This is a genomic window from Roseateles sp. GW823-FHT07B05, assembly GCF_058794515.1.
The window spans coordinates 622,465-645,256 of record NZ_JBXAGX010000002.1; the positions used below are offsets into that span (position 1 = coordinate 622,465).

At 67.3% G+C, this 22,792-nt stretch carries 21 protein-coding genes; 3 read left to right on the forward strand and 18 right to left on the reverse strand.

Annotated features, from left to right (window positions below; all coding sequences use genetic code 11):
* Positions 1-2: 2 nt before the first annotated feature.
* The 4 genes from pstB to pstS form a co-directional block, all read right to left on the reverse strand.
* A complete protein-coding gene (pstB, locus tag AC1Q7O_RS06980) occupies positions 3-788 on the reverse strand; it encodes a phosphate ABC transporter ATP-binding protein PstB (RefSeq protein WP_492659842.1) in 786 nt (261 codons plus the stop codon).
* Between the two features lie 10 nt (positions 789-798).
* The gene (pstA, locus tag AC1Q7O_RS06985; protein WP_492659841.1) at positions 799-1,662 is read right to left on the reverse strand and encodes a phosphate ABC transporter permease PstA; all 864 of its coding nucleotides are present in this window, start codon (positions 1,660-1,662) and stop codon (positions 799-801) included.
* Entirely contained in the window at positions 1,659-2,618 is a 960-nt protein-coding gene (gene pstC, locus AC1Q7O_RS06990) for a phosphate ABC transporter permease PstC (protein WP_492659840.1), read from the reverse strand. Before pstC ends, pstA begins: the two co-directional genes overlap by 4 nt.
* A gap of 155 nt (positions 2,619-2,773) precedes the next feature.
* Positions 2,774-3,814, reverse strand: coding sequence for a phosphate ABC transporter substrate-binding protein PstS (gene pstS, locus AC1Q7O_RS06995; RefSeq protein WP_492659839.1), 1,041 nt, complete (start codon positions 3,812-3,814; stop codon positions 2,774-2,776).
* Positions 3,815-4,040: 226 nt separating this feature from the next.
* On the opposite strand from pstS, the gene AC1Q7O_RS07000 reads away from it, so the two are divergent.
* Positions 4,041-4,520, forward strand: coding sequence for a fasciclin domain-containing protein (locus tag AC1Q7O_RS07000; RefSeq protein ID WP_492659838.1), 480 nt, complete (start codon positions 4,041-4,043; stop codon positions 4,518-4,520).
* A gap of 63 nt (positions 4,521-4,583) precedes the next feature.
* On the opposite strand, the gene glmM is transcribed toward AC1Q7O_RS07000, so the two are convergent.
* The 4 genes from glmM to AC1Q7O_RS07020 form a co-directional block, all read right to left on the reverse strand.
* A complete protein-coding gene (glmM, locus tag AC1Q7O_RS07005) occupies positions 4,584-5,915 on the reverse strand; it encodes a phosphoglucosamine mutase (RefSeq protein ID WP_492659837.1) in 1,332 nt (443 codons plus the stop codon).
* Entirely contained in the window at positions 5,912-6,772 is an 861-nt protein-coding gene (gene folP, locus AC1Q7O_RS07010; protein WP_492659836.1) for a dihydropteroate synthase, read from the reverse strand. The genes glmM and folP overlap by 4 nt, the downstream gene beginning before the upstream one ends.
* Positions 6,773-6,832: 60 nt before the next feature.
* A complete protein-coding gene (ftsH, locus tag AC1Q7O_RS07015; protein WP_492659835.1) occupies positions 6,833-8,734 on the reverse strand; it encodes an ATP-dependent zinc metalloprotease FtsH in 1,902 nt (633 codons plus the stop codon).
* Positions 8,735-8,819: 85 nt separating this feature from the next.
* A complete protein-coding gene (locus AC1Q7O_RS07020) occupies positions 8,820-9,494 on the reverse strand; it encodes an RlmE family RNA methyltransferase (RefSeq protein ID WP_492659834.1) in 675 nt (224 codons plus the stop codon).
* Between the two features lie 20 nt (positions 9,495-9,514).
* Here AC1Q7O_RS07020 and AC1Q7O_RS07025 point away from each other — a divergent pair, with 20 nt between their 5' ends.
* A complete protein-coding gene (locus tag AC1Q7O_RS07025) occupies positions 9,515-9,988 on the forward strand; it encodes a YhbY family RNA-binding protein (RefSeq protein WP_492659833.1) in 474 nt (157 codons plus the stop codon).
* Here AC1Q7O_RS07025 and AC1Q7O_RS07030 read toward each other — a convergent pair.
* From AC1Q7O_RS07030 to AC1Q7O_RS07055, 6 genes are all read right to left on the reverse strand, one after another.
* Positions 9,966-10,409 (reverse strand): DUF4149 domain-containing protein, encoded by a 444-nt coding sequence (locus AC1Q7O_RS07030; protein ID WP_492659832.1) that lies wholly within the window; start codon positions 10,407-10,409, stop codon positions 9,966-9,968. The two genes, AC1Q7O_RS07025 and AC1Q7O_RS07030, sit on opposite strands and share 23 nt — an antisense overlap.
* Positions 10,409-10,885, reverse strand: coding sequence for a transcription elongation factor GreA (gene greA, locus AC1Q7O_RS07035; RefSeq protein WP_492659831.1), 477 nt, complete (start codon positions 10,883-10,885; stop codon positions 10,409-10,411). The genes AC1Q7O_RS07030 and greA overlap by 1 nt, the downstream gene beginning before the upstream one ends.
* Before the next feature lie 86 nt (positions 10,886-10,971).
* Positions 10,972-14,247 (reverse strand): carbamoyl-phosphate synthase large subunit, encoded by a 3,276-nt coding sequence (gene carB, locus AC1Q7O_RS07040; protein ID WP_492659830.1) that lies wholly within the window; start codon positions 14,245-14,247, stop codon positions 10,972-10,974.
* 24 nt (positions 14,248-14,271) lie between these two features.
* Positions 14,272-14,913, reverse strand: a complete 642-nt coding sequence (gene leuE / locus AC1Q7O_RS07045) for a leucine efflux protein LeuE (protein WP_492659829.1) — start codon at positions 14,911-14,913, stop codon at positions 14,272-14,274.
* A gap of 13 nt (positions 14,914-14,926) precedes the next feature.
* Entirely contained in the window at positions 14,927-16,087 is a 1,161-nt protein-coding gene (gene carA, locus AC1Q7O_RS07050; RefSeq protein WP_492659857.1) for a glutamine-hydrolyzing carbamoyl-phosphate synthase small subunit, read from the reverse strand.
* A 201-nt stretch (positions 16,088-16,288) separates the two neighbouring features.
* Positions 16,289-16,690: a GlcG/HbpS family heme-binding protein gene (locus AC1Q7O_RS07055; protein ID WP_492659828.1), complete on the reverse strand. Its 402-nt coding sequence runs from the start codon at positions 16,688-16,690 to the stop codon at positions 16,289-16,291.
* A 92-nt stretch (positions 16,691-16,782) separates the two neighbouring features.
* On the opposite strand from AC1Q7O_RS07055, the gene AC1Q7O_RS07060 reads away from it, so the two are divergent.
* The gene (locus tag AC1Q7O_RS07060; RefSeq protein WP_492659827.1) at positions 16,783-17,475 is read left to right on the forward strand and encodes a Bax inhibitor-1/YccA family protein; all 693 of its coding nucleotides are present in this window, start codon (positions 16,783-16,785) and stop codon (positions 17,473-17,475) included.
* 120 nt (positions 17,476-17,595) lie between these two features.
* On the opposite strand, the gene AC1Q7O_RS07065 is transcribed toward AC1Q7O_RS07060, so the two are convergent.
* From AC1Q7O_RS07065 to AC1Q7O_RS07080, 4 genes are all read right to left on the reverse strand, one after another.
* Positions 17,596-19,116, reverse strand: coding sequence for a glycoside hydrolase family 5 protein (locus AC1Q7O_RS07065; RefSeq protein ID WP_492659826.1), 1,521 nt, complete (start codon positions 19,114-19,116; stop codon positions 17,596-17,598).
* A gap of 198 nt (positions 19,117-19,314) precedes the next feature.
* On the reverse strand, positions 19,315-20,679 hold the full coding sequence (rlmD, locus tag AC1Q7O_RS07070) for a 23S rRNA (uracil(1939)-C(5))-methyltransferase RlmD (RefSeq protein ID WP_492659825.1): 1,365 nt from the start codon (positions 20,677-20,679) through the stop codon (positions 19,315-19,317).
* 130 nt (positions 20,680-20,809) lie between these two features.
* A complete protein-coding gene (gene rpoS / locus AC1Q7O_RS07075) occupies positions 20,810-21,829 on the reverse strand; it encodes an RNA polymerase sigma factor RpoS (protein WP_492659824.1) in 1,020 nt (339 codons plus the stop codon).
* Between the two features lie 45 nt (positions 21,830-21,874).
* The gene (locus AC1Q7O_RS07080) at positions 21,875-22,762 is read right to left on the reverse strand and encodes a peptidoglycan DD-metalloendopeptidase family protein (RefSeq protein ID WP_492659823.1); all 888 of its coding nucleotides are present in this window, start codon (positions 22,760-22,762) and stop codon (positions 21,875-21,877) included.
* Positions 22,763-22,792: the final 30 nt, after the last annotated feature.

A 22,792-nucleotide genomic window follows, 5' to 3' on the forward strand; every position in this document is an offset into this window, starting at 1 on the left:
TATCAGCCGAAGCGGCCGGTGATGTAGTCCTCGGTGTCCTTGCGCTTGGGCTTCATGAACAGCTCGGCCGTCGGGCCGAACTCGATCAGGTCACCCAGGTACATGTAGGCCGTGTAGTCGGAGCAGCGCGCGGCCTGCTGCATGTTGTGCGTCACGATGGCGACGGTGTAGTCGCTCTTGAGCTCGTGGATGAGCTCCTCGATCTTGCCGGTGGAGATCGGGTCCAGCGCCGAGCAGGGTTCGTCCAGCAGCAGGACTTCAGGCTTGATGGCGATGCCGCGGGCGATGCACAGGCGCTGCTGCTGGCCGCCGGAGAGGCCGGCGCCGCTCTGGTTGAGCTTGTCCTTCACTTCGGTCCAGAGCGCCGCCTTCTTCAGCGCCCACTCGACGCGCTCGTCCATCTCCACGCGCGGCAGCGTCTCGAACAGCTTCACGCCGAACGCGATGTTGTCGTAGATGGACATGGGGAACGGCGTGGGCTTCTGGAAGACCATGCCGACCTTGGCGCGGATCAGCGAGACGTCGTCCTTGCTCTGCAGGATGTTCTCGCCGTCCAGCAGGATCTCGCCTTCGGCGCGCTGCTCGGGGTAGAGCTCGAACATGCGGTTCAGCGTGCGCAGCAGCGTGGACTTGCCGCAGCCCGACGGGCCGATGAAGGCGGTGACCTTCTTCTCGGGAATGTCCAGGTTGATGTTCTTCAGCGCGTGGAAGCCGCCGTAGAAGAAGTTCAGGTTGCGCACCGACAGCTTGGCGCGCTCCCCCACGGGCGTTTCGATCTTGGCGTCCATGGTTGATTCCTTAATGTTTGTTCTTGAAGAGCACGCGGGCGAGGATGTTCAGCAGCAGCACACCCACGGTGATCAGGAAGACGCCGGCCCAGGCCAGCTTCTGCCAGTTCTCGTAGGGGCTCATCGCGAACTTGAAGATGGTGACCGGCAGGCTGGCCATCGGGGCGCCGAGGTCACTGGTCCAGAACTGGTTGGACAGCGCGGTGAACAGCAGCGGTGCGGTCTCGCCGGACACGCGGGCCAGCGCCAGCAGGATGCCGGTGATGACGCCGGCGCGGGCCGCCTTCAGCGTGATGGACAGGATGACCTTCCACTTCGGCGTGCCCAGTGCGTAGGCGGCTTCGCGCAGCGCGTTGGGCACCAGCGCCAGCATGTTCTCGGTCGTGCGGATGACGACCGGGATGACCAGCAGCGCCAGCGCCAGCGAGCCCGCCATGCCGGAGAAGCTCTTCAGCTTGGCGACGACGACCGCGTAGACGAACAGGCCCACGACGATGGACGGCGCCGACAGCAGGATGTCGTTGATGAAGCGCACCGCCGCGCCCAGCCAGTTCTTCTGGCCGTACTCGGCGAGATACACGCCGGCCATGATGCCCACGGGCGTGCCCACCAGCGTGGCCAGGCCAACCATGACGAAGCTGCCGAAGATGGCGTTCGCCAGGCCACCGCCCTCGCCTTGCGGCGGCGGCGTCATCTGCGTGAAGGTGGCCAGGTTCAGGCCGCCAATGCCGAGGTAGATGGTCTCGAACAGGATCCAGATCAGCCAGAACACACCGAAGGCCATGGCGCCCAGCGACAGGGCCAGCGCGATCGCGTTGGTGCGCTTGCGCTTCTTGTGCATCGCCAGGCGGCGAGCGTCGAGGGTAGAGCTCATGAACGTGCTCCTTCGTTCTTCTTCAGGCGCAGCAGCAGCAGCTTGGAGATGGACAGCACGACGAAGGTGATGAGGAACAGCACGAGGCCGAGGTACATCAGCGACGCCTGGTGCAGGCCCTCGCCGGCTTCGGCGAATTCGTTGGCCAGCGTGGACGTGATGCTGTTGGCCGCCTCGAAGACGGACAGCGAGTTCAGCTGGTTCATGTTGCCGATGACGAAGGTGACCGCCATCGTCTCGCCTAAAGCGCGCCCCAAGCCCAGCATGATGCCGCCCACGACGCCGGTCTTGGTGTAGGGCAGCACGACGCGGGAGACGACCTCCCAGGTCGTCGCGCCCAGGCCGTAGGCGGACTCCTTCAGCATGGGCGGCGTGACCTCGAAGACGTCACGCATCACCGACGCGATGAAGGGAATGATCATGATCGCCAGGATGATGCCGGCCGACAGGATGCCGATGCCCACCGGCGGGCCGGAGAACAGCGCGCCGATGAAGGGCACGCCCGTGAACACGGCCTGCAGCGGCTGCTGCACGAAGGTGGCCAGGATGGGGCCGAACACCAGCAGGCCCCACATGCCGTAGACGATGGAGGGCACGGCCGCCAGCAGCTCGATGGCGATGCCCAGCGGGCGCTTCAGCCAGCTGGGCGACAGCTCGGTCAGGAAGATGGCGATGCCGAAGCTGACCGGCACGGCAATGATCAGCGCGATGAACGAGCTGGCCAGCGTGCCGTAGATCATCACCAGGCCGCCGAACTTCTCCTGCACCGGGTCCCATTCCGCGCTGGTCAGGAAGCCCAGGCCGAAGGCCTTGAGCGCCGGCGTGGCGCCGATGATGAGCGAGCCGATGATGCCGACCATCAGCAGCAGCGTCAGCCAGGCAGCACCCTGGGAGAGCGCGGCAAACAGGGTGTCGGCCCACGGGGCGACGCGGCGGCGCTGGGGTTGAGGGCTCATCGGCGCGGTCTGCGGTTCGCTTCTTCGGTTGAGGCCGGCGTCGCCGGCTGGAAGGATGGCTGCCAAGGAACCTCCTGCGGGTGGGGTCAGACAAAACGGGCGCTGTGGACACGCCAAAGCCCGGCATTCGCCGGGCCTGGCTCAGCGCCCTGGGATCACTTAAAGGCGACGGGCTTGCCGGCGCTGTCCTTGATCTGGTCGGCCCACTGCTTGCGCACCAGGTCCTTCACGCTGGCGGGCAGCGGCACGTAGTCGAGGTCGTCGGCCATCTTGTCGCCGTTGCCGTAGGCCCAGTCAAAGAACTTCAGCGCGGCGCTGGCTTGCGCGGCCTTGTCCTGCGACTTGTACATGAGGATGTACGTCGGGTTGGTCAACGGCCAGGCGGTCTTGCCGGGCTGGTCGGTCGTGATCTGGTAGAAGGTCTTGTTCCAGTCGGCGCCGGCCGCGGCGGCCTTGAAGGCGTCGTCGCTCGGGTTGACCCACTGGCCGTCCTTGTTCTTCAGCTGGACGTAGGTCATCTTGTTCTGCTTCACATAGGCGTACTCGACGTAGCCGATGGAGTTAGGCAGACGCTGCACGAAGGCGGCGACGCCCTCGTTGCCCTTGCCGGCCGTGCCGGCCAGCCACTTGACCGTCGTGCCTTCGCCGACCTTGCTCTTCCAGTCTTCGCTGACCTTGGACAGGTAGTTCGTGAAGATGAAGGTGGTGCCGGAGCCGTCGGCGCGGGCGACCGGCGCGATGGCCGCGTCAGGCAGCGCCACACCAGGGTTCAGCGCGGTGATGGCCGCGTCGTTCCACTTCGTGACCTTGCCGAGGTAGATGTCGGCCAGCACGGCACCCGTCAGCTTCAGCTGGCCAGGCGTGATGCCCTTGACGTTGATGACCGGCACGACGCCACCGATGACGGTGGGGAACTGCACCAGGCCGTCCTTGGCCAGCTCTTCGTCTTTCAGCGGCATGTCGGAAGCACCGAAGTCCACCGTCTTGGCCTTGATCTGGCGGATGCCGGCGCCGGAGCCGACGGACTGATAGTTGATGCGGGCGCCGGTGGCCTTGTTGTAGGCGTCGGCCCACTTGGCGTAGATGGGCGCCGGGAAGGTGGCGCCGGCGCCGGTCACGTCCTGGGCGAAGACCGCTTGGGTGCCGACCAAGCCCACGACGAGCGCGAGCGACTTGCTGACCTGGACAAACTTCATCTGAGACACCTTCCGCACAGCGGTTTTGACGATGCCCTGCATCCTAGGGACGGAATGTGACGATTCGGTGACCGCCATGTCATCCATCCGGCGATTGGAGCGTGATGCGATGCCCGTGTGAAGCCCATGGCGGCTCTTTATGACACTGTCATTTTGAGTTCATGTGACGGTCATATTGGGCTCCTAGAGTGCCGCTCGACCCATTCCAGCCCCGACGGAGCTTCCGATGACCCGAACCACGACCCTGATCGCCCTGGCCGCCGCAGCCCTGCTGTCCGCCTGCGCCACCACGCCCGCCCCGGCGCCGCTGGCCGACACGCTGGCGCGCGATCCGCAGCTCAGCACCTTCAACCGCCTGGCCGCCCAGTCCGGCCTGGCCGAGGAACTGCGCGCGGCCGGCCCGATGACCGTCTTCGTGCCCAGCGATGAGGCCTTCAAGGCCGTGCCGGCCAAGACGATGGAAGCCCTGGCTGCCGACCGCGCCCAGCTCAAGGCCGTGCTGAGCAACCACGTCATCGACGGCCGTGTCGCCGCCGCCGACGTCAAGCCCGGCACCGCCAAGAGCCGCCAGGGCAGCACCCTGGCGCTGGCCAAGGCCGGCAGCTTCGTGACGGTGGACGACGCCGTCGTGCAGCAGGCCGACATCGTCGCGACGAATGGCGTGGCCCACGTCGTCGACCGCGTGCTGATCCCGGCGAAGAAGTAAGGCCTCGCCCGACAACGCAAAAGGCCGCCTCGAAGGCGGCCTTTTTGTCGTGGCGCGATGCGCTCAAGCAGACACGGCGTCCACCAGCCGCTGCGCGCAGCGCTGCGACACGCCGGCGTCGGACGCCTCGACCATGATGCGCAACAGCGGCTCCGTGCCCGAGGCGCGGATCAGGATGCGGCCCTTGTTGCCCAGCTCGGCCGTGACGGCGGACTGCTCCTCGGCCAGCCGCGTGCTGCTCTTCCAGTCCTGGCCCGGTTGCAGGCGCACGTTGAGCAGGGTCTGCGGGAACAGATCCACGCCCTGCAACTGCTCCGCCAGGCTGCGGCCGCTGCGGCAGACGGACTGCAGCACCAGCAGCGCGCTGACGATGCCGTCACCCGTGGTGTGCTTGTCCAGCGCCAGCAGGTGGCCGGAGCCCTCGCCGCCCAGCTGCCAGCCGCGCGCGGCCAGTTCCTCCAGCACGTAGCGGTCGCCGACCTTGGCGCGCACGAACTCGACGTCGCGCGAGCGCAGCGCCAGCTCGACCGCCATGTTGGTCATCAGCGTGCCGACGGCGCCGGGCACGCGCTGGCCCTGGGCCAGGCGGTCCGACACCATCGCGTAAAGCAGCTCGTCGCCGTTGTAGAGGCGGCCGCTGCCGTCCACCAGCTGCAGCCGGTCGGCGTCGCCGTCCAGCGCCACGCCGTAGTCGGCGCCGTGGGCCTTGACGGCTTCGACCAGCGCGCCCGGCGACGTCGCGCCGAAGCCGGCGTTGATGTTGAAGCCATCGGGCTTGCAGCCAATGGAAACGACCTCGGCGCCCAGCTCATGGAAGACGTCCGGCGCGACGTGATAGGCCGCGCCATTGGCCGCGTCGACGACGATCTTCAGGCCCTTCAGCGTCAGGTCGGAGCCGAAGCTGTTCTTGCAGAACTCGATGTAGCGGCCACGCGCGTCTTCCAGGCGCTTGGCGCGGCCCAGGCTGGCGGAGTCCACCCACTGCGGCTCTTCGTCCAGCGCGGCCTCGACGGCCAGCTCCCACGCGTCGGGCAGCTTCTCGCCCTTGGCCGAGAAGAACTTGATGCCGTTGTCCTGGAAGGCGTTGTGCGAGGCGCTGATGACGACGCCCAGGTCCAGGCGCAGCGCGCGGGTCAGGTAGGCCACGCCGGGCGTCGGCAGCGGGCCCGTCAGCAGTACGTTGACCCCGGCGGACGCGAAACCGGCTTCCAGCGCCGACTCCAGCATGTAGCCGGAAATCCGCGTGTCCTTGCCGATCAACACCGTCGGGCGGTTGCTCGTCTTGCGCAGCACGCGGCCGACGGCATGGCCCAGGCGCAGCATGAAGTCTGGCGTGATGGGGGACTGACCGACCGTGCCTCGAATGCCATCAGTCCCGAAATACTTGCGGCTCATTGAGCGATTCCCTTGGATGCAGTGGGGGAGATTTTCGCCGCATCGACGGCGGCCCACACCTTGATGGCGTCAACCGTGGCGGCAACATCGTGCACACGGACGATTTGCGCACCGGCGCTGACAGCCCTCAGCGCGGCCGCGAGGCTCGCCGGCAGACGCTGGTCGACGGGTTTGCCGGTGATGTCTCCCAGCGTACGCTTGCGCGACCAGCCGACCAGCAGCGGGTAGCCCAGTTCAGCCAGGCCGCGCTGCCCGGCCAGCAGGCTCAGGTTGTGCTCGGCGGACTTGGCAAAACCGTAGCCCGGGTCCAGCGCAATGGCGTCGGCCGGGATGCCGGCCTCATGTGCAGCCCTGGCACGCTGCGCGAGAAACGCGCCCACCTCGGCCACGACGTCACCATAGACCGCCAGCTCCATCATCGACGCCGGCTCGCCACGCATGTGCATCAGGCACACGCCCGCACCGCTGCCGGCGACCGCCGCCAGCGCTCCGGGCAACTGCAGCGCCTGCACGTCGTTGACGATGTCGGCACCCGCGTCCAGCGCGCGGCGCATGACCTCCGGCTTGTAGGTGTCGACGGAGACCGGCACCCCCAGCGTGACGGCCGCCGCCAGCACCGGCGCGATGCGCGCCCACTCGCTGTCGGCATCGACCCTGGGCGCACCGGGCCGCGTGGACTCGCCGCCGAGGTCGAGGATGTCGGCCCCTTCGGCGACGAGCCGCTCGCAATGCGCGATGGCCGCGCGGCTGTCGTCATGCCGGCCGCCGTCGGAGAAGGAATCGGGCGTCACGTTGACGATGCCCATGACCCGGGGGCGGGCCAGGTCGATGCGGAAACGGCGGGTCTGCCAGTGCATGTTCTTGTTCGCCAATGAAAAACGGGCCCGGTGAAAGCCGGGCCCGTCGTGTCGGGAGGATCAGGCCGCGGCCGGGGCGCCGTCGGTGCTGACCGGCGGGGTGCCGCCGCTCGGGCCGTTGCTGGCCAGCGGCGAGCCGCCACCCGGCTCACGCGGCGGGCGGCCAGCCATGATGTCCAGGATCTGGTCGCGGTCGATGGTTTCCCACTTCATCAGCGCGGCGGTCATGACCTCGACCTTGTCGCGGTTGTCCTCGAGGATCTTCTGCGCCACGGCGTACTGCTCGTCGAGGATGCGGCGGATCTCGCTGTCGACCTTCTGCTGCGTGCTCTCGCTGATGTTGGCCGTCTTGGTCATGCTGCGGCCGAGGAAGACTTCGCCCTCGTTCTCGGCGTAGACCATCGGGCCCAGCGCCTCGCTCATGCCGTAGCGCGTGACCATGTCGCGGGCCATGCGGGTGGCGCGCTCGTAGTCGTTGGACGCGCCAGTGGAGATGTCGTGGACGAACAGGTCCTCGGCAATGCGGCCACCGAACATGATGCTGATGCTGTTGAGCATCTGCTTGAAGTACAGGCTGTGCTGGTCACGCTCCGGCAGCTGCCACGTCACGCCCAGCGCACGGCCGCGCGGCATGATGGTGACCTTGTGGACCGGGTCGGTGCCGGGCAGCAGCTCGGCGACGACGGCGTGGCCGGACTCGTGATAGGCCGTGGCCTTCTTCTCGTCCTCGGTCATGACCATGCTCTTGCGCTCGGGGCCCATGTAGAGCTTGTCCTTGGCGCGCTCGAAGTCGATCATTTCCACGAGACGACCGTTGCGGCGGGCGGCGAACAGCGCGGCCTCGTTGACGAGGTTGGCCAGGTCGGCGCCGCTCATGCCGGGCGTGCCGCGGGCCAGGATGGACGCGTTGACGTCCTGACCGATGGGCACCTTGCGCATGTGCACGTTCAGGATCTGCTCGCGGCCGCGGATGTCCGGCAGCGTCACGTAGACCTGGCGGTCGAAGCGGCCCGGGCGCAGCAGTGCAGGGTCCAGGATGTCCGGGCGATTGGTGGCCGCGATGACGATGACGCCGAGGTTGGTCTCGAAGCCGTCCATCTCGACCAGCATCTGGTTCAGCGTCTGCTCGCGCTCGTCGTTGCCGCCGCCCAGGCCGGCGCCACGGTGGCGGCCGACGGCGTCGATTTCATCGATGAAGATGATGCAGGGCGCGCTCTTCTTGGCCTGCTCGAACATGTCGCGCACGCGGGCCGCGCCGACGCCGACGAACATCTCAACGAAGTCGGAACCCGAGATCGTGAAGAACGGCACCTTGGCCTCGCCGGCGATGGACTTGGCCAGCAGCGTCTTGCCAGTGCCCGGAGGGCCCACCATCAGCACGCCACGGGGGATGCGGCCGCCGAGCTTCTGGAATTTCTGCGGGTCCTTCAGGAAGTCGACCAGCTCCTTCACTTCTTCCTTGGCCTCGTCGCAACCGGCGACGTCGGCAAAGGTGATGGAGTTGTTGGCCTCGTCCAGCATGCGAGCCTTGGACTTGCCAAAGCTGAACGCCCCGCCCTTGCCACCGCCCTGCATCTGGCGCATGAAATAGACCCAGACGCCGATCAGCAGCAGCATCGGCGTCCAGTTGATCAGCATGCTGACGAGGAAGCCCTGCTCTTCGCGAGGCTTGACGTCGAACCTCACGCCGTTCTTGATCAGGTCGCCAACAAGGCCCTGATCCTTGGCCGTGGCCAGCGTGCGCAGCTTGTTGCCGTCCGTGTCCTCGGCGGTGACGTCACCGGCAAAGCCGTCAGGCAGCGTGACCGACTTGATGCGGCGCGCCTGCACGAGATCCAGGAACTCGGAATACGTGACTTGCTTACCGGGTGCCGTGGTGCCGCCGAACTGCTTCACGACCGTGAACAGCACCAGCGCGATCACGATCCAGACGGCGAACTTAGAAAACCATTGATTGTTCACTGCGACTCCTTGGCCCTGATGGCCCAGCGCGGGTTTCAGGACAGTGGGGGCGATTTTAGGGGCGGCAAGGGGGCAAGCCCTGTAATCACCGGTTTTTCAATCCGATGCCGACCAAGAATGTCTCGGAAGAGCGTTCCCGCGAGGCCTTGGGCTTCACCACCTTGACCGTCTTGAAGTGGGCACGGAACAGCTGTACGAGCTCGTTGTAGCCGCTGCCGTGGAAGACCTTGGCCACCAGAGCCCCTTCGGGCTTCAGGTGTTTGTCGGAGAAATCGACGGCCAGCTCGATGAGCAGCGAGATGCGCGCGGAATCCGTCACGGCGATGCCCGACAGGTTGGGCGCCATGTCCGACACGACGACATCCACCGGCTTGCCGGCCAGCGCCTCTTCGAGCTGGGCCAGTACCGCGTCTTCCTGGAAATCGCCCTGGATGAACTGCACGCCCTCGATGGGCTCGAAGTCCAGCAGGTCCAGCGCGATGATGGTGCCGTTGAGCTGGCCCACCGCCGCCCCGCCCCGCCCTGCTTCCGTGGGCGCGAACTTGCGCCGCAGGTACTGGCTCCAGGCGCCCGGCGTGGCGCCCAGGTCCACGACGACCTGGCCCGGGCGGATCAGCTTGAGCTCCTCGTCGATTTCCTTCAGCTTGTAGGCCGCACGCGAGCGATAGCCGTCCTTCTGCGCCTGCTGGACGTAGGGATCGGTGACATGGTTGTTCAACCACGCCTTGTTGAGCTTCTTGCTTTTTGTCTGCGTTTTCATGCCTACGGGATAATACGGTGATGCCTCAAATCAATCTGACACCCGCCCAGCGCAAGGACAAGCGCGCCGACGCCCACCATCTCGACCCGGTCGTGATGATCGGCGGCGACGGCCTCACCCCTGCCGTCGTGAAGGAAACCGACGCCGCGCTGAAGGCCCATGGCCTGATCAAGGTGCGGGTGCTGGGCGACGACCGCGCGGCCCGCGAAGCGATGTTCGTGCAACTCTGCGACGAGCTGAACGCAGCGCCCATCCAGCACATCGGCAAGCTGCTGGTGCTGTGGCGGCCGATTCCGGAAAAGGCGGCGGTCGAACGCACCGATGCCCGCCCCGGCCCGCGCGTCGTCAAGATCGTCAAGTTCTCCAAGAACGGCAACGGCCGTCCCCAGGTGGCCAAGCTCAAGGTGCTGGGCAACGAGCGCGTGGCGCAGGGTGGCGAGATCAAGCGCGCCAAGCGGCGCATGACCAGCGTCAAGAAGAACGTCGCTGACTGACCCACGCGAGGGCCAGCACCGCCAGGCCCTTCACGCCGAAGAACACCAGCGAGGCGCCGTGCAGCGCGCCGAACGACGCGACGCCTGCACCAGCCTTCGCGTCCGCCATCAGCGGCTGCAGGCCGTAGTAGCCGGCGATGGTGCAGAACAGCGCAACGACCGGCAGCAGCAGCCGGGCCGAGAACTGGCTGCTGACCGCGCCCGCCTCTTCGGCGTCGCGCGCGATGCGCCGCTCGATCATCATCAACACCAGGCCCAGCGCCAGGCTGACCTGCGCTTCCACCGAAAACACGCGCGCCACGTAGGCGCCGGCCTGCGCGCGCTCCAGCACGGCGAACGCGGCGGGCGTGGCTACGAAGGCGATGCAAAGCAAAAAGCCGCCCCAGAGGGCGGCCAGCAGGGCCTGCAGCCTGACAAGCATCAGACGTAGCGGACTTCGATGATCTCGTAGCGGCGCACGCCGCCCGGGGCCTGCACCTCGGCCGTGTCGCCAGCCTCCTTGCCGATCAGCGCACGGGCGATGGGCGAACCGATGGAGATGCGGCCCTGCTTGATGTCGGCCTCATCGTCGCCGGTGATCTGGTAGGTCACGGCGTTGCCGCTGTCCTCGTCTTCCAGGTCCACCGTGGCGCCAAAGACCACGCGGCCGCCGGCATCCAGCGTGGACGGATCAATGATCTGCGCGACGGACAACTTGCCCTCGACTTCCAGGATGCGGCCTTCGATGAAGCCCTGCTTGTCCTTGGCGGCGTCGTACTCGGCGTTTTCGCTCAGGTCGCCCTGCGCACGCGCTTCGGCAATCGCCAGGATGACGGCGGGGCGCTCCACGGTCTTCAGGCGGTGCAGCTCTTCCTTCAGCGCCTCGGCGCCGCGCTTGGTCAGGGGGATGGTGCTCATAGCTCTATCTGGGTCAGGCAAAAAAGAGACCGCCGCTGCGATCCGGAGGGCCCGGACGGCGGCGGCGGAATCAATGGACGCGGAGTTTAGGCGAGTTCGGCGTGCAGCTCTTGCAGGGATTGCACGAGCAGGCCGTCCTGGTGCTTCATGCCTTCCACGGCGGCTTCGCAGCCGGCCATCGTCGTGTAGTAGGTGACGCGGTTGGCCAGCGCGGCCTGGCGGATGTAACGGCTGTCGGCGATGGCCGTGCGGGTCTCGTCCACCGTCGTGAAGACGAGCTGGATGTCGCCACCCTTGAGCGCGTCGACGATATGCGGGCGGCCGTCCTTGATCTTGTTGATCAGCTTGACCGGCACGCCGGCGTCCGCGATGGCCGCCGCCGTGCCCTTGGTGGCGACGATGCCGAAGCCCAGCGCGTGCAGGTCCTTGGCGATGGCGACGGCGCGGGCCTTGTCGCTGTTCTTCACGGTGATCAGCACGTTGCCCGAGCGCGGCAGGCGCGAACCGGCACCGATCTGGCTCTTCAGCATGGCTTCGCCGAAGGTGCGGGCGGCGCCCATCACCTCGCCGGTCGAACGCATCTCGGGGCTGAGGATGGGGTCCACGCCCGGAAACTTGTTGAACGGGAAGACGGCTTCCTTGACGCTGAAGTACGGCGGCACGACCTCGGCCGGCACGCGGCCCTTGCGGTCGCGCTGGTCGGCGATCTTCTGGCCGGCCATGCAGCGGGCGGCGATCTTGGCGAGCTGCTGGCCGGTGGCCTTGCTGACGTAGGGCACCGTGCGCGAGGCGCGCGGGTTCACTTCCAGCACGTAGATCGTGCAGTGGGCCAGACCCTTGGCGACGTCGCCCTGGATCGCGAACTGCACGTTCATCAGGCCGACGACCTTCAGCGCCATCGCCATCGCCGCGGTCTGGCGGCGCAGTTCGTCCTGCACGTCGGCGGCCAGCGTGTACGGGGGCAGCGAGCAGGCCGAGTCACCGGAGTGGATGCCGGCCGCCTCGATGTGCTCCATGATGCCGCCGATCATCGTGTCGACGCCGTCGCTGATGCAGTCCACGTCAACCTCGACGGCGTCCTGCAGGAAGTGGTCCAGCAGCACCGGCGACTTCTCGGACACGCGCACGGCCTCGCGCATGTAGCGCTCGAGATCCTTGTCGCCGTGCACGATTTCCATCGCGCGGCCGCCCAGCACGTAGCTGGGGCGCACGACCAGCGGGTAGCCGATCTCGTTGGCCAGCGTGACGGCCTGCTCTTCGGTGCGTGCGGTGCGGTTGGGCGGCTGCTTCAGGCCCAGCTCGTGCAGCAGCTTCTGGAAGCGCTCGCGGTCCTCGGCGATGTCGATGGAATCGGGCGTCGTGCCGATGATGGGCACGCCGGCGCGCTCCAGGTCCAGCGCCAGCTTCAACGGCGTCTGGCCGCCGTACTGCACGATGACGCCGACCGGCTTTTCCTTGTCGACGATCTCCAGCACGTCTTCCAGCGTGACGGGCTCGAAGTACAGGCGGTCGGACGTGTCGTAGTCGGTCGAGACGGTCTCGGGGTTGCAGTTGACCATCAGCGTCTCGTAGCCGTCCTCGCGCATCGCGAGCGCGGCGTGCACGCAGCAGTAGTCGAACTCGATGCCCTGGCCGATGCGGTTCGGGCCACCGCCCAGCACCATGATCTTCTTCTTGTCCGTCGGGTTGGCCTCGCACTCGGCGTCCGCGCCTTCGTACGTCGAGTACATGTAGGCCGTCTGCGTGGAGAATTCGGCGGCGCAGGTGTCCACACGCTTGTAGACCGGGCGCACGTTCAGCGCCACACGGCGCTCGCGCACGGCGTGCTGGTTCGTGCCCAGCAGCTTGGCCAGGCGCTTGTCCGAGAAGCCCTTGGTCTTCAGCAGGCGCAGCTCGGCCTCGCTGATGGACTCGAGGCTGCGGCCCTTCAGCTCGCCCTCGATCTGCACGAGCTGCTCGATCTGCGCGAGGAACCACGGGTCCACCGCGGTCTCTTCGTAGACCTCGTCCAGCGTCATGCCGATGCGGAACGCGTCGGCCAGGAACAGGATGCGCTCGGGGCCGGCTTCGCCGATCTCCTGCACGATCTCTTCACGGTCGGTCGAGCGTTCGGTCAGGCCGTCGATGCCGGTCTCCAGGCCGCGCAGCGCCTTCTGGAAGGACTCCTGGAAGGTGCGGCCCATGGCCATCACTTCGCCAACGGACTTCATCTGCGTCGTCAGGCGCGAGTCGGCCATCGGGAACTTCTCGAACGCGAAGCGCGGGATCTTCGTGACGACGTAGTCGATGCTGGGCTCGAACGAGGCCGGCGTGGCGCCGCCGGTGATGTCGTTCTTCAGCTCGTCCAGCGTGTAGCCCACGGCCAGCTTGGCGGCGACCTTGGCGATCGGGAAGCCGGTGGCCTTGGAGGCCAGCGCCGAGGACCGCGACACGCGCGGGTTCATCTCGATGACGACCATGCGGCCGTCCTTCGGGTTGATGGAGAACTGCACGTTGGAGCCGCCGGTGTCCACGCCGATCTCGCGCAGCACGGCCAGCGATGCGTTGCGCAGCAGCTGGTATTCCTTGTCGGACAGCGTCTGGCTCGGCGCCACGGTGATGGAGTCACCGGTGTGGATGCCCATCGGGTCCAGGTTCTCGATGGAGCAGACGATGATGCAGTTGTCCGCCTTGTCGCGGACGACTTCCATCTCGTATTCCTTCCAGCCGATCAGGCTCTCCTCGATGAGCAGCTCGTTTGTCGGCGAGAGGTCGATGCCGCGCTTGCAGATGGTCTCGAACTCTTCCGGGTTGTAGGCGATGCCGCCGCCCGTGCCGCCCAGCGTGAAGCTGGGGCGGATGACCATCGGGAAACCGCTGCCGCCGATCTCGGCGTGGATCTGCTTCTGCACCGCCCACGCCTCTTCCAGCGTGTGCGCGATGCCCGACTTGGCCGAGCCCAGGCCGATCTTGGTCATCGCGTCCTTGAACTTCAGGCGGTCCTCGGCCTTCTCGATGGCGACCTCGTTGGCGCCGATCATCTCGACGTTGTACTTGGCCAGCACGCCATGCTTGTGCAGGTCCAGCGCGCAGTTCAGCGCGGTCTGGCCGCCCATCGTCGGCAGCACCGCATCAGGCCGCTCCTTGGCGATGATCTTCTCGACGACCTGCCAGGTGATGGGCTCGATGTAGGTGACGTCGGCCGTGTCCGGGTCCGTCATGATCGTCGCCGGGTTGCTGTTGACGAGGATGACCTTGTAGCCCTCCTCGCGCAGCGCCTTGCAGGCCTGGGCGCCGGAGTAGTCGAACTCGCAGGCCTGGCCGATGATGATCGGGCCGGCGCCGATGATGAGGATGCTCTTGAGGTCTGTACGTTTCGGCATGGCGGTCTGCGCTCTTGGAACTTTTTAGAGGGTGGCCGTGGCCAGCTTGGCCCCGAATCCAACGAAGAGGGCTCCGACGCCGGCATTCGCGGCGCCCGAGAGGCGACGCCGCGCGCGGAACGCCGCCGCAAGGCGGGCACCGGCAAAGATCAGCGTCGAGAGATAGACAAAGCTCAGCACCTGGATGATGGAACCCAGGATCAGGAAGGTCAGCGCGGGATGCGGGTAGGCCGGATCGACGAACTGGATGAAGAACGACAGCAGGAAGGCGATGGCCTTGGGGTTCAGCAGGCTGACGACCAGCGCCTTCTTGAACGGCTGGTTGGCGTCGACGGCGCGCGGCGCCTCGGCGGCCTGCGCTTCACCGCGCCAGCTTTTCACGCCACCGCGCAGCAACTGGAGGCCGAGCCAGCCGAGGTAGGCCGCGCCGACCATCTTCACGACGAAGAAGATCTGCGGGCTGGCCATCAGCAGCGAGGCGCCCCCGGCCGCGGCGGCCGTCATCAGCACCGTGTCGCCGACGAACACGCCGCACGCGGCCGTGTAGCCCGCGCGCACGCCGCGCTGCGCCGCAACGGACAGCACGTACAGCGAGTTGGGCCCCGGCAGCAGGATGATGAAGATCGCTGCTGCGAGGAAGGTGCCGAGGTCGGTGATGCCGAACATGCGAGGCTCCCGATCAGGCCTTGCTCATCAGGCCAATGAAGCGGTCGAACAGGTAGGCGATGTCGTGCGGCCCGGGGCTGGCTTCCGGGTGCCCCTGGAAGCTGAAGGCCGGCTTGTCGGTGCGGGCGATGCCCTGCAGCGTGCCGTCGAACAGGCTGATGTGCGTGGCACGCAGATGGGCCGGCAGCGTGTCGGGGTCGACCGCGAAGCCGTGGTTCTGGCTGGTGATGCCGACGCGGCCGCTGTCCAGGTCCTTCACCGGATGGTTGGCGCCATGGTGGCCGAACTTCATCTTGAAGGTCTTGGCACCCGAGGCCAGCGCCAGGATCTGGTGACCCAGGCAGATGCCGAAGACGGGGATGCCGGACTCGATCAGTTCGGCGGTCGCCTTGATGGCGTAGTCGCAGGGCTCCGGGTCGCCGGGGCCGTTGGACAGGAAGACGCCGTTCGGGTTCAGCGCCAGCACGTCGGCGGCGGGCGTCTGCGCGGGCACGATGGTGACCTTGCAGCCGCGCTCGGCCAGCATGCGCAGGATGTTGAGCTTGACGCCGAAGTCATAGGCGACGACGTGGAACTTCGGATCCGCTTGCGTGCCGTAGCCGCTGCCGAGCTTCCACTCGGTTTGCGTCCAGGTCTCGCGCTCGGCGCGGCTGACGACCTTGGCGAGATCCAGCCCGGCCATCGACGGCGCGGACTTGGCCTGGGCCACGGCTTCGTCGATGTCCGCCTGCGTCAGCGCCTGGCCCGCGGGCAGCGCCAGGATGCAGCCGTTCTGGGCGCCCTTGGTGCGCAGCACGCGCGTCAGGCGGCGCGTGTCCAGGCCGGCGATGGCGACCGTGCCCTGCTCACGCAGGTAGGCGTCCAGCGTCTTGCCCGAACGGAAGTTGGACGCGCGGATCGGCAGGTCCTTGATGACCAGGCCGGCGGCGAAGACCTTGCCGGCCTCGACGTCTTCCTCGCTGATGCCGTAGCTGCCGATGTGCGGATACGTCAGCGTGACGATCTGGCGGCAGTAGCTGGGATCGGTCAGGATTTCCTGGTAGCCGGTCAGCGAGGTGTTGAACACGACTTCGCCGACCGTCTTGCCGGTCGCGCCGATCGACTGGCCTCGGAACACCGTCCCATCCGCCAGAGCCAGGATTGCTTGAGGGGGATGGAGCAGGTCGGTCAGCACAAAGGGTCTCCGCAAGTGGATCGCGTGCCCAGCATCAACCCGTCGGGCGACAGGTCAACTTGTAGAAACCGAGGGGTAGGTTTTCTAGAAACCTTACAGGTTTCCGCCGGGCAGCGCAGGGTTCAGGTAAACCCATCGAGTATAGCCGACGCGGGTAAGTACGGAGGCTTCGTGACCGCTCCGCGACGGCTTCGTGACGCCTCAAAGTGCCGCGATGCCGGCCTTGGCAATCTCCGCGTCCTCGCTGGACTTGACTCCGCTGACACCCACCGCACCGATGACCTGCCCGTCGACCAGGATGGGCACGCCGCCCTCCAGCGTGCCGTACATGCCGGGCACGCTGAGGAAGGACACGCGGCCGCCGTTGATCATGTCCTCGTAGACCTTGGACTCGCGGCGCCCCAGCGCCGATGTGTGCGCCTTGGCCGGCGCGAACATGGCAGAACTGGGCGAGGCGCCGTCCAGCCGCTGCAGCCACAGCAGATGGCCGCCGGCATCGACGATGGCGATGGAGACTGCCCAGCCCTTTTCCAGGGCATGGGCCTCGGCGGCGGCGGCGATGCGCTTGACGTCGGAGAGTTCGAGTTGGGCTTGCTGTTTCATGGTCTTGATTTCCCAGGGACAGCCCCCAATGTAGCCCGTCAACACCGCCCTAGAATGCCCGCGGTTTCCCATTCGTCCCTCGGAGGATTCACATGAACGAAAGCCTGCAAACCCAATACGGCTACGCCGCCCCGGGCCTGGCCGCCGACCGTCAGCGCGTGCTGCGCAACACCTACTGGCTGCTGGCCCTGTCCCTCGTGCCGACCGTGCTGGGCGCCTGGATCGGCGTGTCCACCGGCATGTTCAGGACGATGGGCGCCGGCATGAGCGCCATCATCTTCTTCGCTGGCGCGTTCGGCCTGATGTTCGTCATCGAGAAGACCAAGGACAGCGCCGCCGGCGTCGCCGCGCTGCTGGCCTTCACCTTCTTCATGGGCCTGATGCTGTCGCGCCTGGTGGGCCACGTGCTGGGCTTCAAGAACGGCACGTCGCTGGTGATGACCGCCTTCGGCGGCACCGCGGCCGTGTTCTTCACGATGGCCAGCCTCGCCACCGTCATCAAGCGCGACCTGTCGTCCATGGGCAAGTTCCTGGTGGTCGGCGCCGTCATCCTGATGATCGCGGGCATCGCCAACATCTTCCTGCAGTCCTCGGCCCTGCTGCTGACGATGCTGGTGCTGTCGCTGGGCATCTTCTCGGCCTTCATGCTGTACGACATCAAGCGCGTCATCGACGGCGGCGAGACCAACTACATCAGCGCCACGCTGGCCATCTACCTGGACATCTACAACGTGTTCCAGAGCCTGCTGTCGCTGCTTGGCATCTTCGGCGGCGACCGCGACTGACGCGCCCTCGCCACCAACGACAAGGCGGCCCGCGGGCCGCCTTTTTCATTTGCTCATCCGGATGTCATCGCCGCTGCGCCGACGTGACCAGGGCACGCGGCGTGAGCGACGACCCCGCCCCTACTTGGCCGGCACGAAGTTGCGCAGCACGAACGGCGCGCTGAGCCAGAGGGACTGGCCGACCTGCCCGATCTGCACCGACAGCGCCACGCTGCCGGCCGGCTGATCCACCTGGGACGTGCCGGTCAGCACGACCGGCTCCAGCTTGTTCGTCAGCACCGCCGAGCCCGACACCACGGCGGTGTACGGCGCCGTGTTGAGCTGCAGCGACACCGGCACGGTGACCTGGGCCTTGGCGTCGTCCATGTCCAGCCGCGCCCACAGCAGCACCTGCAGCTTGTCGCCCTTGCGGATGTCACCGGTGATGGGCGCCATGGCGCCGATGTCCCACGGGTTGGCACGCTTGCCCTGCAAGGCCACACGCAGGCAGGTCTTGCCCGAGGCCTCGCAGGCCACCTGCTGCGTGGACTGCCCGTCCCCGTACACCGACCAGGCGCTGACCTTGTTGACGTTGATGAGGTGGTCCAGCGCCGGGTCGCCGCTGCGCCCGGCGGCGGGTGCTGCCGCGGCCACCGGGGCGCCGGGCGACGGCACCAGCGCGTTCAGGATGGGCTTGACCCAGCCGTCCGCCTTCATGTCCCATACGATGAAGTCGGAGTCGAACTGCCAGTAGCTCCAGCCGAAGCCGCGCGCCTCCGCCGCGCGAGCGACGGTTGACGTCCACGCCACGCGCTGCGCAAGCGCCCCGGTCTCCAGCGCGCCGAACTCGCCCAGCAGGATGGGCCGGCCATGCCTCTGCGCCCAGGCCTTGACCTTGTCGAAATCCTTCCCGATCTGCTCGCGCTCGGCGGCCGTGCCCCACGTGATGCCCGAGGTGTTCTTGAACTCCTCCACCCAGTGCGCCCCCTGGTGCGTGAACGGGAATGGCGAGTAGTAGTGGAAGGTCACCACCAGATTGCGGTCGGCCTCGGGCAGCTTCAGGCTGTCCAGGTGATCCATCGAGTTCCAGAACTTCGGGCCCACGACGACCCGCCGCTTCGGGTTGGTCTCGCGGATGATCTGCAGGTTCTCGGCCAGGATGTCGTTCCAGAGCGGATCGGCCGCGCCGTTGGGCTCGTTCAGGATCTCGAAGAGCACGCCGTCCGGCGCGTCCTTGTAGCGCGGCGCCACCTGGCGCCAGAAAGCCTTGAGCTTGCTGCGGCAGGTGTCGATGGACTTGGCGCAGTCCATGAAGTTGTGCTGGTCGATGATGACCTGCAGACCGGCGTCCAGCGACGCGGCCAGCACCTCGTCGAGTTGCTTGAACCAGCTCGCCGGCAACTGGCCCGCGGCGTCCATGTGCTCGAAGGCATGCAGGTTCACCCGCACGTGATCGAAGCCACCGTCGCGGATGGCCTGCAGATGCCGCATCTGGAAGCGCGCCTTGGCGGGCTCCTTCCAGATCGGGTCATAGCCCAGCACATTGACGCCGCGCTTGAGCGCCTGGGCCGGCAGGCTCACGCCCTGCGCCAGCGCAGTGGACGCCAGGCCGAGCGCCAGGCAGACGGCGCCGAACAGGCGCGGAAGATGGGTTCTCAACATGGCCAGCCTCTTGTCTCCTGAGGGGTGATGGCACCGGGACCGGGCGGACATCGCACCCGGCCTCCGGCAGGAATGAACTAAACAAACTTCTTTGTTTATTCATTCTTTCCCATTTCCCGGCGCAACGCGCCCGGGTTGTCCCCAGGAGAACCTCAAGAAGCCGCGCACCACGGCTTCAGCTGGCCATTTGTTTACTAATCAGTCGACTGAAACGCGGTCGAAGACCGCAATGCTTTCCACGTGGGCCGTGTGCGGGAACATGTTCACCGCGCTGGCCGCCGTGCAGCGGTAGCCCGCCACATTGACCAGCAGCCCAGCGTCGCGCGCCAGCGTCGCCGGGTTGCAGCTGACGTAGACGATGCGCTTGGGCGCCGTCCAGCCCGGCGCCAGCGACGGATCCTGCGCGATGTCGGCCACCGCCTTGGCCAGCGCGAATGCGCCCTCGCGCGGCGGGTCGATGAGCCAGCGGTCGGCCGTGCCGTCCAGCGCCAGCAGCGCCGGCGTCATCTCGAACAGGTTGCGGGCGACGAAGCTGGTCTTGTGCGCCAGGCCGTTGGCGGCCGCGTTCTCGCGCGAACGCTGCACCAGCGTCTCGCTGCCCTCGATGCCCAGCACCTCGCGCGCCTGCGTGGCCAGCGGCAGCGTGAAGTTGCCCAGGCCGCAGAACCAGTCGATGACGCGGTCGTCCTTCTGCACCGCCAACAGCCGCAGCGCGCGGCCCACCAGCGCCGCGTTGATGTGCGGGTTGACCTGCGTGAAGTCGGTCGGCTTGAACGGCATCGTCACGCCGAACTCGGGCAGCCGGTAGGCCAGCTGCGGGCCGCCTTCGTCCAGCAGCTTGACCGTGTCCGGCCCCTTGGGCTGCAGCCACCACTGCACGCCGTGCCGGGCGGCGAACGCGCGCAGCAGCGCGATGTCGCCGTCCGGCAGCGGGTTCAGGTGGCGCAGCACCAGCGCGATGACCTCGTCGCCCATCGCCAGCTCGATCTGCGGCAGCCGGTCGCGCTCGGCCATGCTGGCGATGAGCTCGCGCAGCGGCATCAGCAGGTCGCTGACCACCTTGGGCACGACCTTGCAGACCTGCATGTCGGCCACGTAACGGCTCTTGCGCTCGTGGAAGCCGATCAGCACGACGCCCTTCTTCTGCACATAACGCACCGAGAAGCGCGCGCGGTAGCGGTAGCCCCAGGTCGGCCCTTCGATGGGCCGCAGCAGCACCTCGGGCTTGACCTTGCCGAGGTGCCACAGCTGGTCTTCCACGACGCGCTGCTTCACGGCCACCTGCGCGCCGGCCTGCAGGTGCTGCATCTTGCAGCCGCCGCAGGCACCCGCGTGCAGGCCGAAGTGCGGGCAGCCCGGCGTCACGCGCAGCGGGCTTTCCTTCTTGATCTCGGTGAGCTGGCCCTGCTCCCAGTTGTTCTTGCGGCGCGCGATCTGCGCCTTGACGATCTCGCCCGGCAAGGCGCCGTCGATGAACACCACCTTGCCTTCGGCGTTGTGCGCCACGCCCTGCGCTTCAAGCTCGATGCTTTCGACCTTGAGCCAATCTGTCGTTTGAGTCATCCCCCGATTATCGGAGGAGGCTGGTTGGCCTCAGTTTTCCGGGCCGAGCGCTGGGCCGCTCCCAAGCCGCCCCCTCGGGGGACCGACCAGACTTGCCGGCGTTCAGCCGGGGCAAGGCGGGGCGAGGGGCTCAAAAGATGCTGTCCCGGTCGACCCCGTGCCGCATCATGTTGCGCTTGAGCTTGGCCAGCGCCTCGATCTGGATCTGGCGGATGCGCTCCCGCGTCAGCTTCAGGCGGATGGCCAACACGTCCAGCGTCTCGGGCTCGCGGTCCGACAGGCCGTAGCGCCCGGCCAGCACCTCGCGCTCGCGGTCGTTCAGGCTGGCCAGGCCGTGCTGCAGCAGCTCCTCGACCTCGTGCGACAGCCGCAGGCCCATCGGGTCGACGGCCTGGTCGTCGGCGACGAGGTCCAGCATCGACTCGCCGCCCTCCCCGTTGCGGTCCACCGGTGAGTCCAGCGAGCTGGGCAGTTCGGCATAGGCCAGCAGCTCGGCCACCTCGTCGACGGGCCGGCCCAGCGCCTGCGCCACGTCCTCGGCGCGCACGCGGCCTTCCGCCCCCTGCGCGCTCTGCAACGCCTCCAGCGCGCGGCGTGCCTTCAGCACCTGGTTGAGCTCGCGCACGATGTGCACCGGCAGCCGCACGAGGCGGGCCTGGTGCATCAGCGCGCGCTCGATGCTCTGGCGAATCCACCAGCTCGAATAAGTGGAGAAGCGGAAGCCCCGCTCCGGCTCGAACTTGCCGATGGCGTGCATCAGGCCGAGGTTGCCTTCCTCGATGAGGTCGCTCATCGGCAGGCCGCGGCCCAGGTAGTTCTTGGCAATGCTGACGACGAGCCGCAGGTTGTGCTCGATCATGGCCTGGCGGGCTTCGAAATCGCCCGCGCGAGCGGCCACCGCGGTGTCGAACTCCTGCTGCGGCGTCAGCAGCGGCGTGCGGCGGATGTCGCGCAGATAGGCCTGCAGCGCGTTGCCCAACTCGACGTCGTGGCCACTGCCGTTGCGCAGCGCTTGTGCGTCTTCGTCCGGGGCATCAGCGGCGGGCTCGGTGTCGGCGCCGCCGTTCATGGCGAGCATGACGGCCGGCTCGTGGGCCGCGCCGTCATGGCCGTTGTGACCGTTCGTCAGGGAGGGCGCAGCGCGTTTCATGACGTGATCGCTGGCCCGGCGTGCTTGGTTCGCTAACGCGCTGTCTCAGCGCGCCGGCAACAGCTTGGACGGATCGACAGGCTTGCCGAGCTTGCGCACCTCGAAGTGCAGCTTGACGGTGTCGCTTTCGGTGGAACCCATCTCGGCAATCCTCTGGCCTTTGCGTACCACCTGATCCTGCTCGACCAGCATCGCCCGGTTGTGGGCATACGCCGTCAGGTAGGTGTTGTTGTGCTTGATGATGACCAAGTTGCCGTAGCCGCGCAAGCCCGAACCTGCGTAAACCACGCGTCCGTCGGCCACCGCCAGCACGGGGTCGCCCGGCTTGCCGGCGAAGTCCAGGCCCTTGTTGCGCTGCTCGTCGAAGCCGGCGCTGACCGGATGGGACACCGGCCACGACCACGCCAGCGTGTCGTCGTCCGACGCGGCCGCCTCCTTCGGCGATTCCTTCGCAGGCTCCTTGGGCGCAGCCGCCACGGCAGACGCCGCGCTGGCCGACGCCTGCGGCGGCTTGGCGTCCAGCGGCCGGCTCTCGACCTTGGCGGTCGCAATGGGCTTGGCCGCCACGGCACCCGCATCGACACCCGGCGGCACGACGCGCAGCACCTGGCCCACTTCGATGCGGTTGGGGTTCTCCAGGCTGTTCCACTTGGCGACGTCGCGCCAGCTCTGGCCGTTGTCCAGCGCGATGCGGATCAGCGCATCGCCCGGCTTGACGGTGTAGTAGCCCGGCTTGCCGGCGTTCTCGGCGCCGGGCAGTGGCTTGGCCTCGGGCGCCGCGGGGGCGGATGCAGCGGGCGCCGGCGCAGGCACGGCAGCCTTCGCGGGCTGGGGGTTGCGGTCCTCGACGGGCGCCCGGTGCAGCGACGTGCCGCAGGCGCTGAGCAGCAGCGAGGTGGTGAGGACAAGAAGGGGACGCAGGCGTGAGGGCATCGTGTGAGGCACGTTGGGGGCCGCCCGGAT